This window comes from Luteolibacter sp. AS25, assembly GCF_046736275.1.
GTDB lineage: Bacteria > Verrucomicrobiota > Verrucomicrobiia > Verrucomicrobiales > Akkermansiaceae > Luteolibacter.
The window spans coordinates 2508351-2529074 of sequence record NZ_CP151837.1 but is presented as its reverse complement, the minus strand read 5'-3'; the positions used below and the strand labels follow the sequence as shown (position 1 = coordinate 2529074).

The following is a 20724-nucleotide window of genomic DNA, read 5'->3' as shown; positions in this document are numbered from 1 at the left end:
CGGGGCCCGCTAGGTGGCCTGGTTCAGTTCTTGGAGGATTGCCTCAAGGCGGGTGGTGGCTTCGGGGCCGATGTGCATGGATTGGAGTCGGTCCGCCCAAAGGGGGAATGCGAAGGGGGTTAGCTTTTTTGTTTCCTTCAATAAAATGGGGCGGGTGGCGATTGCCTTCAAAGAGGAGGTGAGGCGGGTGAGTTCGAGTTGTTTTTCGAGAATTTCCCGTTCCGCCTGGGCGAGGAGAAGATTTTCCGGATCGTAACGCTGGAGGACTTCGTAGAGGAGGGTGGCGGAGGATTGGAGCTCCCGCTGGGAGGCTGTCTGCCGGCCGGGCATGGGCTGGAGAATGAGGCCGGAAACGCGGGCGATTTCACGGAACTGGCGGCGTGCCAGTTCTGCGGTGTTCATGCACTCGAGCAGGTCATCCAGTAGATGATCGGTGGTGAGAAGCTTGCGGAAGGTGATTTCCGAAAAAGGAAGTTTCCGCTTGGCGTTAAGGGAGAAGCCGTAATCGTTTTGTGTGGTGGTGATGGTTTCCGAGGTTTCGCGTGAGATGCGGAAGGCGAGGAGTGCGGCGAGGCCTTCGTGAACGAGGCGTCCTCCGAATGGGTAGAAAAAGAGGTGTTCTCCCTCGCGGGAGCGGGTGTGCTCAACTAGTAGGGTGTGGTCGTTGGGTAGGTGGGAACGGGTTTTCTGTAGGGTAAGGAGTGGTGTGAGAGCTTTGAGCTCAGGGGTGGGGGTGGTTCGGGATTCGGTGGTGCCCGGGTTGATGAGGTCGGAGAAGGCGTGTGTAAGCTCGGTGGAGAGGGACATTTTTGCGCCGCCCCAGATGGCGATGCGGCCTTTGTTGCTTTTGGCGGAGGGTTTGACCGTGGCGGTTTTGTGGCGGAGGCGGACGAAGGTGAGGTGGCGGCCTGAGAAGATGAAGGTGGTGTTCGGCTTGAGTTTTGAGATGAAATTTTCCTCCACGCTTCCGAGGGTCTGGCCGTTGGCGAATTTTAGGGAGATGTGGGAATCCGAGGTGATGGTGCCGATGGATAGGCGGTGCTGGGTGATGAGCCGTCTATCGGTAACGGAGTAGCGGCCATCCGGGTTTATAAGGACCTTTTTATAGCGGGGGTAGGCTGCGAGGGCTTTGCCGCCGATGGTGATGAAGGTGAGAGCCCACTCCCATTCCGTTTCGGTGAGGTCTTTATAGGCGTGGCTGGATTTGATTTCCGCGAGCATCTCCGGGGCGAGGAATGGCTCTCCTATGGCGCAGGTGACGAGGTGCTGGACGAGGACGTCGAGTGGTTTTGATAGAGGCGGCCGGGATTCTATTTGTTTACTTTTCGCAGCTTGGCGGGCGGCGGCGAATTCGATGAGTTCAAGGGCATTGGTGGGAACACCAAGGATTCTCGAGTCGGCGCCTGGTTGGTGGCCGGAGCGGCCGGCGCGCTGGAGCAGGCGGGCGATGCCTTTCGGGGAACCGACCTGGATGACCTGATCGACCGGGGAGAAATCGACTCCGAGATCGAGCGAGGAGGTGGCGACGACACATTTCAGTGAGCCATCGCGGAGGCCGTTCTCAGCGATGTCTCGTTCGGCACGGTCCAGGGAGCCGTGGTGCATGGCGATTTTTTCCGACCAATCCGGGCGGAGGGATAGGATTTCCTGAAACCAGATTTCTGTCTGCGAGCGTGTGTTGGTGAAAAGGAGAGTGGTGTGGGCTGCTTCCAGGTGGCGAATTACCTGGGGAGCGAGCGATGTGCCGATGTGGCCCGACCATGGAAAGTTATCGATTTCCTTCGGGATGATGGTTTCGATGATGATTTTCTTCTTCAGCTTAGCTGAAACTATGGTCGGTGGAGTGCCGTGTGCTGGTGCGATGGTGGCGGCTGCTTCCTGCAGATTTCCAAGGGTGGCGGAGAGGGCCCAGGTTCTCAGGGTGGGGAGCCAGGTGCGGAGGCGGGCCAGGCAGAGCTCGGTCTGGATGCCGCGCTTGGAGCCGAGGAGTTCGTGCCACTCATCGATAATGACGCATTGGAGGTTGGCCAATTTTTCCCGCATGTCGCTGTGGGTGAGCATGAGGGATAGTGACTCCGGGGTGGTTACAAGGGTGTGAGGAAGTTTTTTCCGGAGACGTGCGCGGATATTGGCAGGTGTATCGCCGGTGCGGGCTTCGGCTTTCAGCTTTGGGTTATAGAATTGCTGTGGTTCGCGGAGGGCGCGGAGGGTATCTGCGGCAAGAGCCCGGAGCGGGGTGATCCAGAGAATGGCGCAGGAGTCCAGGTCCAGTGACGAAACCAGGGGGGCGAGGTATACGGCCATGGTTTTTCCCTGGCCGGTGGGGGCATGGAGAAGTCCGGAATGGCCTTTGCGGTAGGTGGCCCAGGTTTGCTTCTGGAAGGGGAAGGGTTTCTGTCCCCGAGAGGTTAGGAAGGCGGCGGGGCTGGGCATTTCCTTAAGTTTAGGAAGGAAATGGCAGATTTCAAATAATGAGGTGATGTTATCCCGTTCCCAGTGGGGTATCGGATCGGTCGAAAGCCGGGGTAACGGGCTGGAATAAACTTTCGAAGGTCGCTTTTTTGATCAGGGTTTGTCGGAAGGTTTCTGTTTGTTTCTTCTCAGCATTTCGTAAGGGAAGGCGGTCATGCGGCGCATACCCATGGAGAGGCCGGAAGTGGAGCCGAAGGAGTTTTTGACGGAAGCGAATACCTGATCCCGGATTTCTGATTCGGAAACGGTGCCTTCCTCGTCGATGAGGGAGAGCCGGTGCCATGCGTAGAAGCCGGTGATGGCGGCGGCGAAGAAAACGAAGTCGATTCCGCGGAAGCTGAGGGCGGGGATGGAGAGGGCGTTTTCGACATCGGCGGAGTTTGCGCGGTAGAAGATGTTGATGGAAATTTCCTTGATGGCGAAGTATGAGCCGATGAGTCCGCCGATGACCGGTGCAATTGCTGCCGCGAGGCCGGAACAAAAGGCGTTTGCGCCGAGGTATGCGGTAGCTTGGCCGTGGGGAGCCAGGCGCATGGCTATATTGGCAGCGCAGAGATTAAAGCCAGCGGTGGAAATCCCGCCGATGATGTGGATGATCACGAGGATGGGGATAGTGAGGGAGTAGCGCTCCGGGAGGGTGGTGAAGGGATAGAGAAGGAGGAGGGAAATGAACATTGGGACGGAGACGGCGAGGACGCTTTTATTTGAGTAGCGATCGGCAATTTTTCCCCAGAGCTTGAAAAAGTAGATATTTGTCACCTGGCTTAGAACGGCGAGAAGTATAACCCATGACATGGGGATGCCGATGCGCTGAAGCATGTAGACCGTGAAGAACGCACCGGACATGATGACCGTGAAGGACCAGGCACCTGAAAAGATAAGGAGGCGGCGGAAGTTGAGGTCCTGAAGCGGGGCGGCGAGGCTTCTGATGATGCCTTTGCCATCGGTCCGCTTATGCATCCGTGGTTCCGGCATTTTAGCTGTGATAATGGACCCGAAGATTCCGAAGGCTGCGGCGGCGAGGAAAATGATGGCGTAGGCGCGGGACGATTGGCCGGTGACGAGTGTGAGCCAATCGATGCTGAAGCCAGCAATGAGGCTGAGGACGGCGCCGAGGGCGGTGGCGGCGGCCAGGCGGACGGCGAGAATGGTGCCGCGTGATTTTTCCGGGACGATATCTTTGATAAGTGAAGCTCTTGAGCAGGCTGCGAACGATCCTCCGAGAAAGAAGAGGATCATGAGAATGGTGAAAAGGGGGACTTTCAGCTCCTCCGGTGCCAGGAAGGGGATGAGGGCTGCTGCGACAAGGGAGAGGCGGGCGGCGATACCGAAAAGGACGGTGAGAAATTTACGAAGGGCAACTTTCTCTACGATGAGAATCGCGGGGATTTGCGCCATCTGGGCGATGGGTGCAAAGCTGGCGAGGAGGCCGATGGTGAAATTGCCGGCGCCGAGGGCTAGGGCCATACCGGGGAGAAAAGCGCCGGTGACAAGTAGGGCCATGGCGTGGGAACTGAGGCTTTCCCAGAAGAGGACTTTGAGGCCTTTCTGGAGGTCCTCTTCGGTGAGGTTATCGGTGGGTGTAAACCATGGCATTTACCGCTCTGTGCATGTTGAGTGCCATGTGGGCGAGGGGTATTGATGGAATGTGAATAACTTGTGAGTTACTGTTTGAACTTCTTTTCGAGAGTGAATTTCTCTTCAAATACAAGAAAAAACGGCCACTTCGAGGAAGTGGCCGTTTGTGGGTAAGATTTTGGTTTACCGTTTATTAGGCCGTTTTCACGACGATTGTTTTGGCAAGCTGGTCGCCAAGACGTTGAAGTGGTTTTTCGTCTTTTTTAACGATGAGGATGATTACTTCCACGATGGCCACAAGGAGCGGAAGATTGCGAAGGGCGCTGGATTTGAAATCACCGGAAAGGGAAGCGCCGGTCATGGTGACTGCCTGGATTTTCATCACTTTTTTGCCAATGCTCACTCCGTTGAGGAAAGGGAGGCAGTCGCGGAGGAAAATATATGCGAAGATGGCGATCATTCCGATGAGGGATACGAGGCCGGCGAGGGCTCCGGAAACATTCCCGAGAATAACCGAGATAATGCTCGAGAGGATTGAAATACCGATGACAACAGCAACATCGATGAGGTAGGCGATTGCGCGGTCTTGCAATGTGGCATCTACGAGTGCTCCTGTGACTGGTGCAGCTGTTACTTCAGAGGCGACTGGCGTCCCGGTCTGAACAGGGGTGACTGGTGTGTTTTGTTCGGTTTCCATAATTATGATTTTGATAGCAGATTTTGCGCCGCGCGGTCGAGTGACTTTATGGTGACAAAATACACTTATGAAAATTTCCATGAATCATGGCGTCGGTTTCTTTGGTTTCATAAGTCCTTAAGGAAGTTGCCGGCTGATTGTTCGAGCCGGGCTTTTTTTTCGGTGGAGAATTTCTGCCAATTCCGCGCCATCATGGAAGAGCGGGGATTTTTAAGAAATAGCTCCTGGTGATCGGCTACAAATGTCCAGAAGAGCGCGTCCCATATCTCTGTCCACGGGCCGGGTTTTTCATCGGACATTTTCCGGACGTAGTTGGATCCTGAGATATAGGGTTTCGTGGTGAATGTGCCGCCGTCGGCGAATTGTGACATGCCGTAGACGTTTGGGACCATGACCCAATCGTAGCTATCGATAAAAAGCTCCATGAACCATTTGTAGACAGCTGAGGGATCGAAGCGGCAGAGGAGCATGAAGTTTCCGAGGAGCATGAGGCGCTCGATATGGTGGGCGTAGGCTTCCGTATGGAGTTGCTTGATAATGCGGTCGATGGGAGGGATGCCGGTGGTGGCATCGTAGAATGACTGTGGGATGGGTCGGGTGTGCTGGAAGAAATTGGAGGTCCGTATTTCCACACCTCGATGGAGGTAGATTCCGTGCATGAATTCCCGCCAGCCGATAATTTGACGGATGAAACCTTCGAGCGAGTTGATGGGGATCTGTGCTTTTGTGTTTAGCGCAGCGTGAATGATTTCTTCCGGGGTGAGCAGGCCGATATTGAGGATGGGGGTGAGGAGGGAATGATTGATGAAGGGGTGCCGGGTGGAGATGGCGTCCTCGTAGGGGCCGAATTCCTGAAAGCGCTCTTTGAGGAAGCTTTTCAGCCAGAGTTTTGCGTTGGTGCGGGTGACCGGGTAGCGGAAGGAGGATGTTGTGCCGGGGTTGTCCGGGAAATGTGTCTCGACCCATGAGATTGCGCTGGCGACGTATTTATCCGGTGCGGTGGAGGGTGGGGTGGGAGGAATGTGATTTTTCGGAAGTTTTTTCCGGTTAGCCTCATCAAAGGACCACTGGCCGCCGGTGGGTTCTCCATTCTCCTCGATGAGGATGTTCATCCGTTTCCGCTGGGCCTGATAAAAGCTGGCCATGAAAGGTTTCTTTTTTCTGCCGATGTGTTCGTCGAGGAATTCCGAAGGCGAGAGGAAATTCGGGGAAGGTAAGATATGGAGGGTGGTTCCGGTTTTTTCCACGTAGCTGTGTAGGCGTTTCCCGAGGATGAAATCGGTAGGATCGGCCAGGAAGATATCCGTGATATCGGGTGGGAGAGATGTCTGGAAAGTTTCCGTGTGGGGTATGATTTCGATGGTGTGGCCGAGTTCGCGGAGTTCATCCGCATAGGCCTGCATGGAGGAGCGGTGGAGGACCAGCTTCTGCTTGTGGAATGAGACGGGGTAGATTTTGTCGTTTCCGAAAATGAGAGGGTCTTCTGCCAGATAGATCGGGCGGCCGCTGCTGATGGCGGGATGATTCTCAAATAGCTGATGGGGAAAAATGAGGGTGGCGGACTCCATGGTGAAAGGTGTGCCGGAAGCGGCTCCCGGCAAGTTGGATCTTTTTGTTGAGGTTGTTGTTTCTCCCGTTTGCCATAGGGCTGGCATATGGGAATCCTGTCTGTGGCTGGACTTTGGCTTGATATGTGATGAGTGGTGTGCATTGTCGCGCCCCGCGCAATGGCTGGTTCAACATTTCAAGCACTCCCTGGTTTCCGAGATTTCACACCCCGTGAATGCGCGGTTAGGAATTATTTATTTGAGAATTGGCGCCAGGTCGCACGGAGATGTGGATTCGTGGAATACGAAACGCCGATTCTGGAGGATACGAATCTCTATCTGAAGAAATCAGGCGGAGAGCTTTCCTCCCAGTTGTTCCGTTTCAAGGACCAAGGGGGACGTGATGTCACCTTGAGACCTGAGGTTACGGCATCGTTGGCGCGTTTGGCGGCGGCGGAGCAGAGGCAGTATCCGAAGCCTTTGAAATGGTTCGAGATCGGGCAGTGCTTCCGCTATGAGAAGCCGCAAAAGGGACGTGGACGTGAATTTCACCAGTTCAATGTGGATATTCTCGGTGAGGCGGGTCCGGGTGCGGATGCTGAATTGATCGCGCTGGCGGTGGAGACGATGATTTCCTTCGGGTTTGTTCAGGGGGATTTCGTGGTGCGGATTTCCGATAGGAATGCGTGGGTGGACTTTGCTTCTGGAAAAGGGGTGAACGAGGAGCAGATGAGTGATTTTCTGGGCTTGGTGGACAAGCTTGAGCGTGAGAAGCCGGAGGTTCTGGAAGAGAAGCTGGCGATTTACGGGATGAAGCTGGAGGAGGTGCGGGAGTTCGTGAAAAATCCGGCGAATGCATCGGATGTTTTCGAGGGGATTCTCGCGGATCTGACGGCGCGTGGATACGAGGATTACGTGGAGCTGGATCTTTCGATCGTGCGTGGGCTCGCTTACTATACGGGTGTTGTTTTCGAGGTTTTTGACTCGAGTAAATCAATGCGCTCGATCGCTGGCGGCGGGAGATACGATACTCTGATTAGCACTCTTTCCGATGGTGGTGTGGATATGCCGGCGACGGGTTTCGCGATGGGCGATTATGTGATCCGCAATCTGATTGAGGAGACGACGCACGCTGCGATGCAGATGGAAGTATGGCTGCAGCGGAATGCGGCGGGATGCGAGGCATACATGATCGTGCCGGATGAGGAAAAGAGGGGTGATACGCTAGCGCTTGTAACCGAGTTGCGTTCGGCCGGAATCGCGGTGGATCTTCCGCTTTCGAAAATGAAGATGAACAAGCAGTTCCAGGCAGCCGAGAAATCGGGGGCGAGGTTTGCGGTGATCGTGGGTGATGAATTTCCCCAGTTGACGATCAAGATTCTGGCAAGCCGGACAGAGGAGAGCTGTGAGGAGAGTGAGTTGGTCGAGTGGATGCTGGACCGGCTGATGGAGGCGGACGGGCCGTTTTTGGCGTGAAAAGCGATTTAGGATTTAGAGTTTCAGAATAAGAATTTCAAAGAAGTTATGCGTAGTCATCATTGCAGTGAGTTGAGGGAAAGTGATCTTGAAAAAAGTGTGAAGCTGACCGGTTGGGTCAATTCGGCACGGGATCATGGTGGTGTTATTTTCATCGATTTGCGGGACCGCGAAGGGATGACCCAGTGTGTTTTCCGCCCGGAGGAGAATCCTGATGCAGCCAAGCTTTCCCACACCCTTCGTGATGAGGATGTGGTGACTGTGGAGGGCGTTGTTTCCAAGCGTCTCGAAGGGTCTGAAAACGGCCGTATGGCTACTGGTGCGATCGAGATCGTTGCGAAGGATCTGAAGATCGTGAACAAGGCGGACGTTCTCCCCTTCCAGCTGGATAAGGAGCTTTCCAATGAGGATCTGCGGATGAAATACCGTTATCTTGATCTCCGTCGTGGGCGCATGAGCAAGAACATCAGGCAGCGCAGCCAGATTACCTCGGCGGCACGCAGGTATCTCGACGATGCCGGTTTCTTTGAAATCGAGACTCCTATTCTTTCCAATCCGACTCCGGAAGGAGCCCGCGATTTCCTTGTCCCATCCCGCCTGAATCCCGGAAAATTCTATGCTCTGCCGCAAGCGCCACAGCAATACAAGCAGCTGCTGATGGTGGCTGGTGTGGAGAAATATTTCCAGATCGCCCGTTGTTTCCGTGATGAGGATCTGCGTGCGGATCGTCAGCCGGAGTTCACACAGATCGACCTTGAGGCGAGCTTTGTGGATAAAGAGGATATCATTGGCTTGGTAGAGGGCCTGTTGGGATCCATGTTTCAGGCAGGGCGCGGAATCGAGATTCCGAAGGAATTCCCACGCATGACTTATCGCGAGGCGATGGATGTGTATGGCTCCGACAAGCCTGATACGCGTTTTGACATCAAGATTACTGATTTGGCGGATGTTTTTGCCGGGACTGGTTTCAAGATTTTTAAAAATACGCTGGATGGCGGCGGTGTGGTGCGGGCGATCAATGCGAAAGGCTTTGCTACAATCACTACCGGTCAGATGAATCGTCTCAATGAGATCGCTGTTCAAGCCGGCCTGCCGGTGAAGAATCTGGCGTTCATCAAATACGAGAACGGCGAATACAAGAGCCCGCTTTGGAAGGTCTTCAGCGATGAGGAGAAGACGGCTGTTACCGAGACTATGAATCTTGAAGAAGGCGATATCGTTTTCTTCGCCGCTGGTTCACGCGATAGTGTGAGCACAATCCTCGGACGCGTGCGCAGCGAGTGTGCTGTGATGATGGATCTGCTGAGCGATCCGGATCAGTTCAATTTCCTATGGGTGGAAGATTTCCCACTGCTGATGCAAGACGAGGAAACCGAGGAATGGGTAGCGGTTCACCATCCGTTCACACGTCCTCATCCGGAAGATCTGGAGCTTCTTGAAAAAGGAGATTTCGAGAACGTGAGAGCAGTCGCCTACGATGTGGTTCTGAATGGCTACGAGCTTGGTGGTGGATCCATCCGGATCCACGAAAGAGACCTTCAGACGAAGATGTTCAAGGCGCTCGGAGTTTCCGAGGAAGAGCAGGAGCTGAAGTTTTCCCACTTGCTTGATGCGTTCCGTTTCGGCGCGCCGCCACACGGTGGTCTTGCCCTTGGTCTGGACCGCATTGCGATGTTGGTATCCGGTGAGGACAGTATCCGCGAGGTGATTGCTTTCCCGAAGAACAACAAAGGCGCGGATCTGATGGCTCAGAGTCCCTGCGAGATCGGCCCGAAAGAGCTGCGTGAGGTGTATGTGCAGAGCACGTATAAAAAGAAGCCACCTGAACAGGCATAGAACTGCGAAATAATTTTCGCGTTTTTCGGAAGCTGAATTACGATTCCGAAAGTGGCTGACGAAAAACCGGAACAACCAGGAGAAGTAAAGAAGCGTAAACGGGGCTGCCTTGGGTGGTTTCTCCGTATTTCGCTAGTCTTGGTCTTATTGCTAATCGGTCTTCTGGTCTGGTTTAACGGGCCCGGAATGCGCTGGCTTGTTCCAGGTCTGGCGAAGCAATTTCTGGAAAAGGACGGTATTACGATTGATATGCGGCTGGGCGGGACACTGCTCGGTGGTATCAATGTCTACGATCTGGATTTCCAGACGGGTGGCCAGATCAAGCATCTGGTGGTGGACCGGTTGAAAACCGATTACCGCTTCCGTGAGCTCATCAAGGGGCAGGTGCGCGGTATATCCGGCGAGGGGGTTCATCTGGATTTCAGGCTGATCCGTAAGGAGGAAGAGGAAGAGAAGCCTCCAATGGACTTCGAGGCGCTCGGAAAGACGCTGAACAGCATGCGTGAGAAGGTGGTGGCTGTAGAGTTGGACCTGAAGGATGTGAGCGTGGCGGTGGAGAAAGATGATGAATTGTTTTTCTCACTGGATGAGAGTGCTCTAGCTCACAAACGGGGTGAGGACCTCGTGAAATTGAATCTGGGGTTGGTCACCGATGGTCGGGGTCAGACTCTGCCCCGCCAGAATGCAGAGGTGATCTGGGACCCGGGTAAGCTGACGATCAATCGACTGGATCTCTTGCCGATTCTAGGATTGAGGGACGTTAAGGTAAGTCTTCCGGAAGACGGGAAAATCGCGTTAGAAGGTGATATCAGGCTATCGGATGCGGTGATGCGGCTCAATGTGAGTGAATCGGTGGAGGACGTCAGCTTGGAGCTGGTGGAAGGTGAATTGAATTTCGGAAATCTACTTGGCGGGTTCGGACTTGGTCTCCCAATTGAAGGTGTTTTGAAATCACTTTCCGTGGAGATGAGGCAGGTTTACCCGGATTGGCAGACGGCTGTGGGCACTGCGGATATAGTCATCGATGGATTTGCCTACGATGACTGGCAGGTGCCGGAACTATCGCTTGGGCTGGTCCTGGATGACGGCAAAGTTTCCGCAGCGGTGGATGGGAAAGCTTATGATTCCGCGTTTTCAATCGACGGGAGCGGAGAGTTCGAGCGGGCGAAGATTCTGGAGGAGGGATTTGTTCTGGATGGATTTGACGGAAATCTGCGGATCGAGAATCTGGACGAGGTTCTGGGTGGTCTGAATACAAAAATGGAATGGGGGATAGATCTCTCTAATTTCCCGAAAAGTGTGATCGGTGGGACATGGGACCTGGCGCTAGGTGACGAGGGATTCAGCGGGGTGGGGCTGGATGTGGTCATGGAGGCTACCGAGGTAGAAGCGGCCAAACTACATCTTGCAGCCAGATATGAGCCAGGATTGGTGACAGTATCGACTCTGGAATCGGAGGGCTTGCAGATGTCCGCGAAGTATCATGTGGAGCCGAAAACCTATGAAGGTTCGTTTTCGATGGAAAATTTCGATACCCGGGTGATGGGAGTCTGGGAGCGTGGTTTCGGTGTGGAGCTTCCGGGTTACGGAATTTTTGATATGGCGTGGGAAGGTGGGGGTGATCTCGGAGAGAAAACGCACAACGGCTCCCTCAAGGATTTGGGTGGTGTATGGGAGTGGAACCCTGTGGAGGGTGAGCCGCAAAAGCCATCGATTACAGCGGGCGGATCAATCGAGTATGATTGGCCTGAGAGCGCAGAGGTCAGTGGGCTAAAAGTTTCCACCCAGGGACAGATAATGGAAATGGATGCCCGGCTTGCGAATGACCAGCTGGAGCTTGATAAGCTGTCCTGGACGGATGGAGATACAAAATTGGCGGAGGGCTCTGGAACTATCCCTGTGCCGGAGGATTTCGCGAAGTTCAAGGAATTCATCGCCAATGATTCGCGACCCCTTGATTTCCAGATCGTAACAGAAACCCTGCCGCTTTCTAAACTGGAGCCTTGGGTAGGTCAGGTGGGGCAGCTCGATCAGAGTGCGACAGGGAAGGTGGATCTAAAGTTGGGCGGGAGTCTTGCTGCCCCGGAAGTGGATCTGAATCTGCAGCTGCGTGATGTGAGTGTGCCTGCGCAGCCCAAGGTGCCAAAGACTGATTTAACTTTGAAAGTGGAAGGTCGTGATGGATTAGCCAAGATTTCAGCTGAGGCAGTGGCTCCCGACTACGCTCCCGCTACGCTTGATGCGGAGATGGCATTTTTTCCAAAGAAATGGGCGGACGATCCTGAACTGCTCAAATCCGAGAAAATTCAGGCGAACCTCAGCCTACCCAGGATCGATATTTCCCGCTTTCAGGCGCTCGTTCCAAACTCGAAGCAACTGGCGGGTATCTTGACCGGCGGCATGACTGTGACCGGCACTGTAGGGGCGCCCAAGGTGAATGGTGAGGTGAAATTGACCGGTGGCAGATTCAGTATGGAAGGAAATACGGTCCCGCCTCTGGAGGGCATTAATCTGCAGGTGGATACGGATCTAAACAAGGTAACGCTCAAGGGCGGTGTCGACAATGTAGCGGGAGGGAACCTGACTCTAGGTGGGGAAGTAGGCCTGAAAAACGAGGGCGGTGAGGGGTTGGGAGAACTGGACTTCAGTGTGCGTGCACGCGGTTTGCCCTTGGTGCGAAATGAGTTCTTGATTACCCGTGCGAACATAGACCTGAGCCTGAAGGGCCCAATTACCGCTGCGCGGATCAGTGGCGAGGTAGGTATTCTGGACAGTGTTTTTTATAAGGACATGGAACTGATCCCGATCGGGAAACCTTTCCTTGAGCCTTCGGCTGCGGCATTGCCTTCGGTTGATACTCCGAAAAACCCTGGGTCAGCTGTTCCTGCTCCTTTTGATCAGTGGACGGCGGATGTAGTGATCAAAACGATCGATCCTATCCTGGTCAGAGGGAACCTGGGAACGGGTCAAGTAGATGTTGCACTGCGGGTTGAGGGTAAACTTGGGGATCCGAAACCCAATGGCAAGGTGAGGCTTTCCCAAGTAGAGGCGCGTCTTCCTTTTAGCACGCTGCGTATTGACGAGGGCTTTGTTACGTTCACTCCGGCTACCGGATTTGACCCGATCCTCGAAATCCGGGGAACATCCGAGCCGCGACCTTATCGAGTGCAGGTTTATGTGTATGGGCGTGCATCAGATCCACAATTGGTGCTGACATCCGAGCCTCCTTTGCCGGAAAATGAAATTATGACCTTGATCGCAACCGGAACCACAACTTCCGGTTTGGAAGATTCACAGGCTGCCTCTTCCAGAGCGATGCAGCTATTGATCGAGGAACTGAGACGCGGGCGTTTTCTTTTTGGCAAACAACTGAGGCCGTTGCTGGGATTGCTCGACAATGTTGACTTCAGCTTGTCCGAAACCGATCCCTACGATTCCGATTCCTATAACTCGGCAACACTCAAGTTGAGTGATAAATGGTATATTTCGGCAGGATTGGGTGAAGAAGGTGAACAGAGAGTTCTTGGAATATGGAGGTTGAGATTTAGATGATCACTTTTCTGAAAGATAGAGTTTCAGTCGTCCGCTCTGCCGGAATGGCCGTTTTGTTTGGTGTGGTGCCATTATCGCAGGCTTTTGCCGAGACGACCGTGGATATCCGGGGGATGAAAAGTAAAAGCGAAAGCGATGTCCTACAGCTCATTGGTGGACGGCTGGTCTATATACGTGAGAAGGAGGCAAACTCATGGCGTGCAAATGATGCGGCTTTTATGGTGCGCGAAATCCTTCAAAACGACGGATATCACAGTGCTGAAGTGACAGCCAAGGTCGAGGGATCGAATATGATTGCCTTGATCGTGAGCGAGGGGCCTCGCCTGTCATTGGGAGAAGTCCTTATCGAGACTGACGGTGATGGCGATGTGGAAAGTCTCCATAAAACGTTCGTGACTCCGTTTGGCTCAACAACTCCGTTCGGTGCCGGATCGGCTCCTTTCCGGGAGGAGGACGTTCCCAAGGGTTTGGAGTTTGTGACGCGCCAGCTAATGGCAGAAGGCTATTGGAGCGCCGAGGCTACCTTGAAAAAGAAGAACATCGATCCGGAAACCGGAGAGGTGGATATGTCTGTTTCTGTTAAACAGGGACCTAGATTCAAAATCAGACGTCCGACGGTTGATAGCCCGGACGGACGTGGTGTGAAACGTGCGGCCACGACTTGGCAGCCGTTTCTGGAAGAATGGGCTACGACGGAAAACGTCAATAAGCTCCGTGCTGAGATGTTGGAAGCCTTCACCAGTCGTGGTTACCCCGATGTGACTGTATTGATGAACAACCGGCTTGGTTATGACTCATACTTTCCGGATTTCACTATCATGCTGGGTGTGCGTGTGAAGTTGGTTGATATCAAGGTCGATGGCCTTTCCCGAACACGTCCGAAGCGGGTGAAGCAGATCATGGAGCCACTCAAGGAGGGCTGGTATGACGAGGCCGCCATGAACTCGAAGGTAAAAGAATTGCTGGCGACAGGTGCCTTCCGCTCTGTACGGATCGAAAAGACCGAGGTAGCGCCGAAGAGAATCAATGCGACTCTCCATTTCGAGGAGGCAAAGGCAAAGGAGGTCACCTTCTCTGCAGGAGCGGATAGCTTCAATGGTCCGCTGTTCCGAGCGGGATTCACGGATCGCAATTTCCGGGGTGCACTCAGGGGATTTTCCGCAGGAATGGAGCTGAGCGGTAGGGGTATCTTGGGTGAAGTGAGGCTTACGGATCCGTGGTGGCGGGGAACTGATGTCCAGAGGGGGCACCGGCTATATTCACTGATCAAGGCTTACGACGGCTACACAACGTATGAGACCGGATATGAATCGAGCTGGGAATACGATGTCACCGAGCACTACTCGATGAAACTGCTCGGCGGGTTGTCGTTTGTGACTGTAGCGGAGGAAGAGCTGCCTATTAGTTTGCTGGGGGATACACAGTATTTCCACACCTGGGTGAAATTTACCCAGTCGCTGGACTATAGAGATAGTAAGATTCTGCCGAAATCCGGATGGCATGTCGACCTACCGCTTCAGATTGGCGCAGCAATCGGAGATGATACGAACACCTATTTGAAGGCGGGGGTTGATGGGGGTATTTACCTTCCTATCAGTGACACCTGGCAGCTTGGAATCGGTGGCTTTGCCGAACTTGTGACAACTTCGGGAGGAATTGCACAGCTTCCGGTCGATCTTCGCGTGTTCAATGGAGGAGCCAGATCTGTGAGGAGTTTTCCCGAGCGTGAACTGGGACCGAGCTTTGCCGGAGATCCATATGGCGGTGACTTTAGCTGGGCTGTGAACACTGAGGTCAGTAAATCGCTCAAAGGCCCTCTAAGGGCGGTAGCATTCGTGGATGCGGGAGCAGTAACCGGCGACTATACCGGGCCGCGACAAGGTGGCCTTGAGATCGCCGCAGGTCTTGGTGTTCACATTGACCTGCCTATCGGACCGGTGCGTTTGGAATACGGCCACAACCTAACGCAGGATGATGCGGAGCCGAGCGGAACGTGGCATTTTGCTATCGGTACTACTTTTTAGGTTGGAGGCCAAAAGTTCGGATATCGGATAGATCCAGGTAGTTTCCCAAACGGAATACACCACAGCCTCTCTGTTAGTTTCGGCGCAAGGGTTATCCCAAGCGTGAAGGTACGTGAGTAGAAGTTTTTTGCTGAAAGTAGTGAATTTCAGATTGCCATTTCAAACGAAGGTGGATACATCCTCCCCCCACGCCTTCACAAGCAAGGCCGGCTTAGCTCAGTTGGTAGAGCAACTGATTTGTAATCAGTAGGTCAACGGTTCGAATCCGTTAGCCGGCTCCATTTTTAAAAGATTGGAGTGTATGAGGTGTCTTTTGTTACGCCTCGTTGTTCCACGTTTTAGCGATATTTGGCGCCTGAAAGTGGATCCACACACCGTAGATTTCGGTGTTTCGTATCTGATTCTTAGTTCGCGTGTTCCGGGACGAGATTTTTTCGTATATGCATTCCTTAAGATGTAATTTTGCATCATGCACCTTTTGCAAAGTAGATTGCCTGAATCGGAATCTAAACCTTTTCACTTTATCTCCCGAATTGAAACAACCCCACTCCGGGCTAACGGCGAGGGGTTGTTGGTAAAAGAAATCCGGGTGTAAGCCCTACGGGATTCTAGAAGGCTTTCTGCCAGCCAGCGATGATGCTGTAGTCCCGATCCATGCCCACGCCGTTTGCGTTTTGATAGATTGGAAGGAGTCCTTCGATTGCAATCCGGTGACCAGTGAAAATGCCCGATTGGAAAAAGAAGTTCATTCCTATTCCTAGATCGACCACATGGCCGCCGTAGTTTTGTTGGAAATGGGGAGGTGCGCTGTGGTCATGATTGCCGTCATAATGCCCTTCCAGCTTATCCTGATAGCCGTAGTTGATACGGGCAGAGACACTGAATGAATCATTGAGCGGACGAGCTACCCAAGTGGTCAGGTTTACTGCATCTCCGACGGAAAAACCGCTGTTGTTTTCATCTTCCAATGGGATTAGGCCTGTCAGTTGGGCTCCCCAGGAAAATTCTTTGGTTTGACCCAGATAGGTGAGACCCGGTTTAAAGTCCCATGTTCCGGTGCCTGACTGCATTCCGTATGGCTGGTATACTCCCTCATCGGCGTGGTCTACCTCAGCTGTAGGAAGTCCGATTCCGAAGTTCAGATGAAGGTGGTGATTCTCGGTCTCGAAAATTTTATAGAGGACTCCCAGAGTAACATCACCGAATCCTTCGCTCGAGTGACTATGGCTGGAGCTGGCACCGTGTCCTCCGTGGGCACCGCCGCCGTGCATTGCAGCATGTGGATTCATCTCCATGGTCATGTCTTTCCTGACATAATTGGCCATGGCCATCAGAGTGAGGCGATCAGTGGGGGCATACATGAGGCCGAACATGTTCATTTCCATGTCCATTTCTGTAGATGCCGAGCTGAAGCCGCGATTGAAGACACCTTCTGTGCTCAGCCCCTGTGTGCCGGCGCGGTGCCCGTCCATGCTCATAAACATGTAGCGGTAAGAGAGCATCCACTCGCCCTTTTCGTGAGTATGGTCTCCCATCACTCCGATTGGAGCATGCGAGTCCACCCGATGAGTATTGAAAAGGGACGTAGATTGGGACGGTAAAGGTGGAGAGGAGATTTCTGCTGCTGTAATTCCTAGAGTGCTGATGCAGCACGTGGAGATGATGGAGGTGATAGAATTTAAAGTTTTCATTAAATATGATTTATTAAGTATATAGATTTGTACAAATGGTAGGTATCGATTCGGTCAAAAGTTAGAGGCCGATACAATATTTACCTGAATGAGGCGGGTAGGTATGCTACCCCTCCTAGCCGATGGTTCCCGTCGGTTTTACACGGGTAGCGTGTCGGCGTCTGGACTAGAACGCTGTTGGATCATGAGAGCTGTAGAGCTTTCAATGATGCAGTGGATTCATAAGGAGGAGTGCGTTAAGCGATCGTGTCCTCGGGTGGCGGAGTCTCAGGTGGAAAGGTTACGAACCATGGAAGCCTGGCCGACCACCTTGAAAATACAGTGCCGGCAAGATCTCTAGGACGGATGTTTTCGGCAAGTTGGAAACTACTAATTTCCAGAGTATAAAAGGATTTGTGAATCTCCAACCTGCTCTCCGGGCAGTTCCTATCATTCTTACCGGTCTGCTTGTTTTGAAGATCGCTGGCCGCACAGCAGAGTTCACACGGAGGCGCCTGAGTTACGATTTCACCAAGCATTTCAACCCCGCCGGCCTTTTGAGCCATCCTTATCCAAGCGTAACATTGAAGAGTGAAAGGCAAGAATCCACCCAATAGAAAAATCAGAACGGTCACCGTCATTACCTTGGCGGTCTGACGTGTCCATTTTGCTGTTTTCTTCAGATAGCCCATGTATCACTTCCCCTGTAAAGGGATGGAAGATCAGTAGTTTACAGCATTGTATCTGGTCAATGGAAATCCCCTACAGGTTTGTGGATATGAATATGTAGCGTGATCATCAGATAGACGGGAGGGAGGGCTTTTCCATACTTGGATTTCGGGCGAATGGATGGTTTCAATAAGTGGGGTCTATTTCCGACTGCCCGCGAATCCTGGATCTCTAGGGAAAATTGATTCAGATCAAAAACCAGATGGATGCGACCAAGACCAAGCCTCCGAAGGTTACTGAAAAGGAGAGTGTGCGGAATGTTCTCCGGGAAGTCAGGTTTACGTGATTGCCACTGCGTTCATTCAAAAGTCGTCTAGCTCGCCGTTCAGCCAACCAAATGACAAGAATCCCCAAAAATATGAATAGAGTGGCTACGCATTTGGGAATCCAGACAGGATTTGCACTTTGAAAGAGGGCTTGGAAGCCTAGGCCTAGGCCGATTGATGCGAATGATGTTTTCGCCCAACCGGCGAACGTGCGTTCATTGGCCAAGAGAGTGCGATCTTCCGCGTAGCAGGTTCTTTCTTCGGCCATTTCGCTGCGCTCCACTGCCTTTTCCGTGCGTTTTTTTGCTAGATCAGATTTGGTCTTTTTAGGGCTTTCTTCGTCCATCTTTCATTCCACGTAGGGTTGGGTAAACGTGGACCGGATATTGGGCGGCGCAACAATGGTTCCGTCGTTCCCGGATTTTTTAAGGTATCTTGGAAGCCGATCTTTACCGTGGTTTCGCAACTTCAGGTTTGCTTTTTGCAGGCCTGCGAGAAGGGAACCTACCCTGTTCACGTTGATATACCTTGGATTGGTGGGTGGCATCTAACATGCGGTAGGAAATCTGCGTTTGAGTAACAGATCCACGAGGAAAATGCTCAAACCAGCTAAATAGAAAATTTAACAATGAAATCGAAAGTTGTTTATACAATGGGTAATGCACATGTTTTGGTTACCGGGGCGGGTTCTGGAATTGGGAAGAGCACGGCAATCGCTCTGGCGGAGGCTGGCGCGAAAGTTGCCCTGCTTAGTAGGTCCAAGGATGAGCTGGAGGAAGTGGTCGAAAAAATCGGAGGGATTCAATCGGGACACCTAGTTTTAACGGCTGATGTATCGAAGGAGGAAGAGATGGAAGGTGTTTTCCTTGAGATAGAAAGCGAGTGGGGAACGCTTGATGGAGTGGTGGCAAACGCAGGTGTGAACGGTGTCTGGGCACCGATCCACGAGATCGCCACGGAGGAGTGGAAAAGCACGGTCGATATCAACCTTACCGGAACTTTTCTGACCGTGAAATTGGCTCTGCCGTTGTTGAAGGAATCGAAGGGCGCCGTGGTAATTGTTTCATCTGTGAACGGAAATCGTATGTTCAGCAATTCCGGCGCGACGGCTTATGCGTGCTCCAAGGCGGCGCAGGTGGCTTTTTCGCGAATGACGGCGTTGGAGTTTGCTACCCACGGGGTGAGGGTTAATTGCGTTTGTCCGGGTGCCATCACCACCAAAATCGACGATTCGACCGAAAAGAGAGATACGGAAGATCTTCATCTGCCTGTTGAATTTCCCGATGGACAGGTTCCTCTGAACGATGGGGAATCGGGCTCTCCAGAACAAGTGGCTGACTCTATTCTTTATCTTCTTTCGGATGCCGGGAGCCATGTGTCAGGCAGCGAAATATACGTTGATGGCGCTCAATCACTCTTTCAGGGCTAACCATGAAGAATCCTTTGGAAATTTACCTGAACGACCACCTCGCTGGATCGGCGAGCGGCGTTCTATTGGTTAAGCGCCTGGAGCAAACTGCAACGGAGGCTTCAGAAAAATTGTTCTTTATCGATCTTAGGGAGCAAATCGTCGAGGACCGAGAAATGCTAATGTTGGTGATCCGTAAATCGGGGATGAAGGTCTCGGCCTTCAGGAACTTTTGCGGGCTTTTTTGCACATGGTTGGCGATGTGGAAGATGCGGATCAGCGGGATGGATGTGGGAGAACTAGGGCGTTATGAAATGATTGAACTCCTGACTATGGGAATCCATGGGAAATCGCTTTTGTGGAAGACCATGGGAAGAGTGGTTGAACCCTATGACCAGTGGTGTTGCTACAAAAAACTCGAGACCAGGGCGGAGGAACAGTATTCCTCCATCGAAATCTACCGCGTGCAGCAGGGAAAACTGCTGTTCGGAGACTTCGCGGGTGAGGTGGGCTAGCCGTTTATGATTTCTCCACCGTTCGGGTGGAGGATCTGCCCGGTCATATAGCTTGATTGATCGCTAGCGAGGAAAACATAGCAGGTCGCGCACTCCCATGGTTGCCCCGCGCGCCCAAGGGGAGTGTCGGATCCGAACTTCTCTACTTTTTCCTCCGGGAATGTGGAGGGGATGAGCGGTGTCCAGATTGGTCCCGGGGCTACGCCATTTACCCTGATATTATCCCCAGCCAGATTCCCTGACAGGGAGCGTGTAAAGGAAGCGATCGAGCCCTTTGCCGCGGAGTAATCCAGCAGGTGGGGGCTGCCGCGGTAGGCCGTTACGGAAGTGGTCAGTATGATTGCTGGGTGGGCGGATTTCCTAAGATGTGGAAGTGCAGCAGCAGTCAGGTAGAACATTGGAAAGACATTTGTTTCGAACGTTTTCCTGAGTTGTTCTTCTGAGATTTCCTCTACGGAATCCTTGGGGTGTTGTTCTGCTGCGTTGCTGACGAGGATATCGAGTTTGCCGAATTTCTCCACGGTATCTGAAACTGCTTTTACACAGGTGTTTTTGGAGGATAAATCACCTTTCAGGAGCAGGCATTCACGGCCAAGCCCGGAGACCAACCCCGCGGTGTATTCGGCATCTTCTACCTCATCGAGATAGGCGATCGCCACATGTGCTCCTTCCCGCGCATAGGCGACGGCGATGGCTCTACCGATTCCGGAGTCGCCACCGGTAATCAAGGCTACTCTGTCTTGCAGAAGTCCACTTCCCTTGAAATCGGGATTCTCATATTCCGGCAACGGATTCATTTCCGATTCCCGGCCGGGCTGCCTGTCCTGTTGCTGGGCTGGTTGTTGTTGCTCGCTGTTGTCTTTCTTTGATTTGTTCGGCATTTGTCGATGTTGTAATTGTCCACATTTTAGCTACAGGCATACCATACGGCTGGGCTTGAATTTACAGGGGTGT

14 protein-coding genes and 1 tRNA gene are annotated in these 20724 nt (G+C 52.9%); 7 read left to right on the top strand and 8 right to left on the bottom strand.

Going from position 1 to position 20724, the window contains the following annotated elements:
* Positions 1 to 9 precede the first annotated feature (9 nt).
* From AAGA79_RS11715 to AAGA79_RS11700, 4 genes are all read right to left on the bottom strand, one after another.
* Positions 10 to 2433, bottom strand: a complete 2424-nt coding sequence (locus AAGA79_RS11715) for a ligase-associated DNA damage response DEXH box helicase (protein WP_411825993.1) — start codon at positions 2431 to 2433, stop codon at positions 10 to 12.
* 132 nt (positions 2434 to 2565) lie between these two features.
* Positions 2566 to 4068, bottom strand: coding sequence for an MFS transporter (locus AAGA79_RS11710; RefSeq protein ID WP_411825992.1), 1503 nt, complete (start codon positions 4066 to 4068; stop codon positions 2566 to 2568).
* Positions 4069 to 4243: 175 nt separating this feature from the next.
* The gene (locus AAGA79_RS11705; protein WP_411825991.1) at positions 4244 to 4747 is read right to left on the bottom strand and encodes an RDD family protein; all 504 of its coding nucleotides are present in this window, start codon (positions 4745 to 4747) and stop codon (positions 4244 to 4246) included.
* Between the two features lie 107 nt (positions 4748 to 4854).
* The gene (locus tag AAGA79_RS11700; protein WP_411825990.1) at positions 4855 to 6402 is read right to left on the bottom strand and encodes a cryptochrome/photolyase family protein; all 1548 of its coding nucleotides are present in this window, start codon (positions 6400 to 6402) and stop codon (positions 4855 to 4857) included.
* Between the two features lie 72 nt (positions 6403 to 6474).
* Here AAGA79_RS11700 and hisS point away from each other — a divergent pair, with 72 nt between their 5' ends.
* The 5 genes from hisS (at position 6475) to AAGA79_RS11675 (ending at position 15463) form a co-directional block, all read left to right on the top strand.
* Entirely contained in the window at positions 6475 to 7770 is a 1296-nt protein-coding gene (gene hisS, locus AAGA79_RS11695) for a histidine--tRNA ligase (RefSeq protein ID WP_411825989.1), read from the top strand.
* A gap of 48 nt (positions 7771 to 7818) precedes the next feature.
* Positions 7819 to 9606: an aspartate--tRNA ligase gene (gene aspS / locus AAGA79_RS11690; RefSeq protein WP_411825988.1), complete on the top strand. Its 1788-nt coding sequence runs from the start codon at positions 7819 to 7821 to the stop codon at positions 9604 to 9606.
* Positions 9607 to 9657: 51 nt separating this feature from the next.
* Positions 9658 to 13158, top strand: a complete 3501-nt coding sequence (locus AAGA79_RS11685; protein WP_411825987.1) for a translocation/assembly module TamB domain-containing protein — start codon at positions 9658 to 9660, stop codon at positions 13156 to 13158.
* Complete coding sequence (locus tag AAGA79_RS11680) at positions 13155 to 15182, top strand: outer membrane protein assembly factor (RefSeq protein WP_411825986.1); 2028 nt, start codon at positions 13155 to 13157, stop codon at positions 15180 to 15182. Before AAGA79_RS11685 ends, AAGA79_RS11680 begins: the two co-directional genes overlap by 4 nt.
* 205 nt (positions 15183 to 15387) lie before the next feature.
* Positions 15388 to 15463, top strand: a tRNA-Thr gene (locus AAGA79_RS11675).
* A gap of 327 nt (positions 15464 to 15790) precedes the next feature.
* Here AAGA79_RS11675 and AAGA79_RS11670 read toward each other — a convergent pair.
* The 3 genes from AAGA79_RS11670 to AAGA79_RS11660 form a co-directional block, all read right to left on the bottom strand.
* On the bottom strand, positions 15791 to 16717 hold the full coding sequence (locus AAGA79_RS11670) for a transporter (protein WP_411825985.1): 927 nt from the start codon (positions 16715 to 16717) through the stop codon (positions 15791 to 15793).
* Positions 16718 to 17109: 392 nt separating this feature from the next.
* The gene (locus AAGA79_RS11665) at positions 17110 to 17544 is read right to left on the bottom strand and encodes a hypothetical protein (protein WP_411825984.1); all 435 of its coding nucleotides are present in this window, start codon (positions 17542 to 17544) and stop codon (positions 17110 to 17112) included.
* 223 nt (positions 17545 to 17767) lie between these two features.
* Complete coding sequence (locus AAGA79_RS11660) at positions 17768 to 18193, bottom strand: YidH family protein (protein ID WP_411825983.1); 426 nt, start codon at positions 18191 to 18193, stop codon at positions 17768 to 17770.
* Positions 18194 to 18475: 282 nt separating this feature from the next.
* On the opposite strand from AAGA79_RS11660, the gene AAGA79_RS11655 reads away from it, so the two are divergent.
* Together AAGA79_RS11655 and AAGA79_RS11650 are read left to right on the top strand one after the other, a co-directional pair.
* Entirely contained in the window at positions 18476 to 19276 is an 801-nt protein-coding gene (locus AAGA79_RS11655) for an SDR family oxidoreductase (RefSeq protein ID WP_411825982.1), read from the top strand.
* A gap of 2 nt (positions 19277 to 19278) precedes the next feature.
* Complete coding sequence (locus tag AAGA79_RS11650) at positions 19279 to 19770, top strand: hypothetical protein (protein WP_411825981.1); 492 nt, start codon at positions 19279 to 19281, stop codon at positions 19768 to 19770.
* Here the strand turns inward: AAGA79_RS11650 and AAGA79_RS11645 are convergent.
* Entirely contained in the window at positions 19767 to 20651 is an 885-nt protein-coding gene (locus tag AAGA79_RS11645) for an SDR family oxidoreductase (protein WP_411825980.1), read from the bottom strand. The two genes, AAGA79_RS11650 and AAGA79_RS11645, sit on opposite strands and share 4 nt — an antisense overlap.
* Between the last annotated feature and the right edge of the window lie 73 nt (positions 20652 to 20724).